The sequence below is a fragment of the Clostridium sp. HV4-5-A1G genome, from assembly GCF_900184915.1.
Lineage (GTDB): Bacteria > Bacillota > Clostridia > Clostridiales > Clostridiaceae > Clostridium_B > Clostridium_B aromativorans.
Genome location: NZ_FXYI02000298.1, coordinates 1 through 2,458, shown reverse-complemented (window position 1 = coordinate 2,458; position 2,458 = coordinate 1). Strand labels below are relative to the sequence as shown.

Below are 2,458 nucleotides of genomic sequence, written 5' to 3'. Positions count from 1 at the left end.
ACTAAAAAATATATATTTTATGTATTTCATCTATACTTTTTATCCTCTTATCCTGTATACAAGAAACCTTATTCCAGTTATACTTACTAACAATATACAGCGCATTTTCATAGGATTTAATTAAATAATGATAGTTGCTTTCATGTATATCTTTTACAGAATTCCCTGTAAATTTATTGTCTCTATAAATAACAAGTTGTCTGCTGTATTCAGGGGGCATATCTAGAAATATCACACAATCCGGTACCGGAAGACCAAATATACAAAATTCGAAATTCCACAGCCACTCTAAAAACTTATTTTTCTCTTTAATATCATCAATTTTAGAAGCCTGGTGTATCATATTTGCCGTAGTATATCTATCTGCCAATACTATTCCACCCTGTTCGTAGAACTCTTTCCACTTCATCTTATAGGATGCAAACCTATCGACACCATAAAAAGTAGAAGCCACATAGGCGCTTACATCTTCGGGGTTTTTCCCGAAATCTCCATTTAAATACATTTTAACCAGAGCTGAAGATTGACTAGTATAATCAGGATATTCCACTTTTTTCACATTATATTTTTCATTCAGAAGTCTTTCATAAAGCATTTTTGTCTGGGTTGCCTTGCCGCTTCCATCACATCCTTCTATAACTATAAGTTTTCCCTTTAATGATGTGCTCAATTTAATTTCCTCCAAAATCTATTTTATAATTTTTATCTTATTATCTTTTACCCCTATTAGATCCGATCCACTATCAATATAATATTTAATGACTCTTACAACATCTCTATCTATCAATTCTCCTATTAACAATACTGGTACTCCCGGCGGATACGGTATTACATTTACTCCACTTATCTTCCCTACAGACTCATTTAAATTGACGCTTTTCTTTTTCGCTTCTAAAGCTTCATAGGGCATCATCTTAATCTCAGGTACACCATACTCAATTATACTTGATTTCCTACACTTAAAATAATTTAAATTGCAATTTCTCAACGAATTGTATAATTTCTCATATTCTTCTTCTCTATTAAAAGGCGAAAAAATAAGCACTACATTGGAACTGTCACCCATTTCACACTGTATTCCCGATTTTCTCAAGTACTTCAACAACAGATTCCCACTAAAATTTTTATTCAAATTTATAGTATACCTGGTTGTATCTATATCCCATACACTTGAAATATTTTTATCTACAATACAGCTCCTATTAAATTTTAATATATCTTCTTTACCAATTATGCTCAATCCCTCTATAGAATCTATTTTCCCCTTATAATACTGATTTCTTTTAATAAGTCTCTCATAATCTCTATATCCGTATTTTTCTAAATAGAATCTAGCGTAATCCATAGAGCAAAGTGCTATATAAGAAGGACTTGTACTCGAAAACGCATCGAAGTAAAAATCTGCTTTATCAACATCATTTTCATTGTTAACATGTAGATAAGCACTTTGGGTCAAACTACATAAGGTTTTATGAGCACTTGTAACTACCATATCCGCTCCCAATTTTACTGCATTTTCCGGTAAATCTGGATGAACTCCAAAATGGGCTCCGTGGGCACAATCCACTAGTACCTTCATATTATATTTTTTAGCCTCTTCAACTATAAATTTCAAATTGCTGCATATACCATAATAATTAGGATAGGTTACTACAATGCCCTTTGCATCTTTATTTCTTTTTAAAACCTGTAAAAAATGCTCCAGATCTATAGAAATAGGAGCATTTAATCTTTTACTTATAATATTTTTTAAATATACAGGTTTTAACTTCCTCATAATTATACCGTTAAATATAGAACTATGACAGTTTCTCTCCACTAAGATCTTATCGCCTTCATTAAAACTGCTAAATAGCATTATCATATTTCCGGAGGTACTGCCATTAACTAAAAAGTAAGATTTTTTACTTCCGTAAAAATCTCTAAGATGTCCACTTGCATCTAATATTATATCTTTTTGATTATGAAGATTGTCTACCCCATCTACTTCTGTAATATCAAACTTTAAAATATTGTCCGCAAATTCCCTTCCTATAGAAGTATTATAAAATCCCCTTCCATTTTTATGTCCGGGCATACAAAATGATATATTATTCTCTTTAATATATTTTAAAATTCCCTCTAAAAGCGGTAATTCTGACAATGTATTGTCTCTCCTCTTATTATATAATGAACTATAGTCTTTTTTATTCTTTTTCTATAGTATTCGTAAAAATCCAAATTATTTTCCAACTTAATTAATCTTTCTTCACAGCAGGAACAAATTCCTCTGCCATATATTATTATACCATTACTTAAAGGCTTTCCACATATGATACAATATTTTTTTTTCATTCATATCCTCCTAGTAAGTCCTATTTGTAAATTAGTAAATTAATTTTATCATTTAGATTCTTACATTTTAACGTATATGATATTCAATTTTACTGTTAATTTTTTTCTTACATTAATATAATAT

3 protein-coding genes are annotated in these 2,458 nt (G+C 30.1%); all 3 read right to left on the bottom strand.

Features of this window, described 5'->3' with window-relative positions:
- Window position 1: 1 nt before the first annotated feature.
- The 3 genes from J5G60_RS17945 to J5G60_RS17935 are packed head-to-tail and all read right to left on the bottom strand — an operon-like array spanning window position 2 to window position 2,334.
- Window positions 2-670, bottom strand: a complete 669-nt coding sequence (locus tag J5G60_RS17945; RefSeq protein WP_207876612.1) for a dTMP kinase — start codon at window positions 668-670, stop codon at window positions 2-4.
- Between the two features lie 18 nt (window positions 671-688).
- Complete coding sequence (locus J5G60_RS17940) at window positions 689-2,143, bottom strand: aminotransferase class I/II-fold pyridoxal phosphate-dependent enzyme (protein WP_150359041.1); 1,455 nt, start codon at window positions 2,141-2,143, stop codon at window positions 689-691.
- Window positions 2,122-2,334, bottom strand: coding sequence for a sigma factor G inhibitor Gin (locus J5G60_RS17935; protein ID WP_150359042.1), 213 nt, complete (start codon window positions 2,332-2,334; stop codon window positions 2,122-2,124). Before J5G60_RS17935 ends, J5G60_RS17940 begins: the two co-directional genes overlap by 22 nt.
- Window positions 2,335-2,458 lie beyond the last annotated feature (124 nt).

Bases quoted from the DNA above. Each gene is read 5' to 3' on its own strand.
- J5G60_RS17935 (WP_150359042.1), bottom strand. From the start codon at position 2,334: ATGAAAAAAAAATATTGTATCATATGTGGAAAGCCTTTAAGTAATGGT.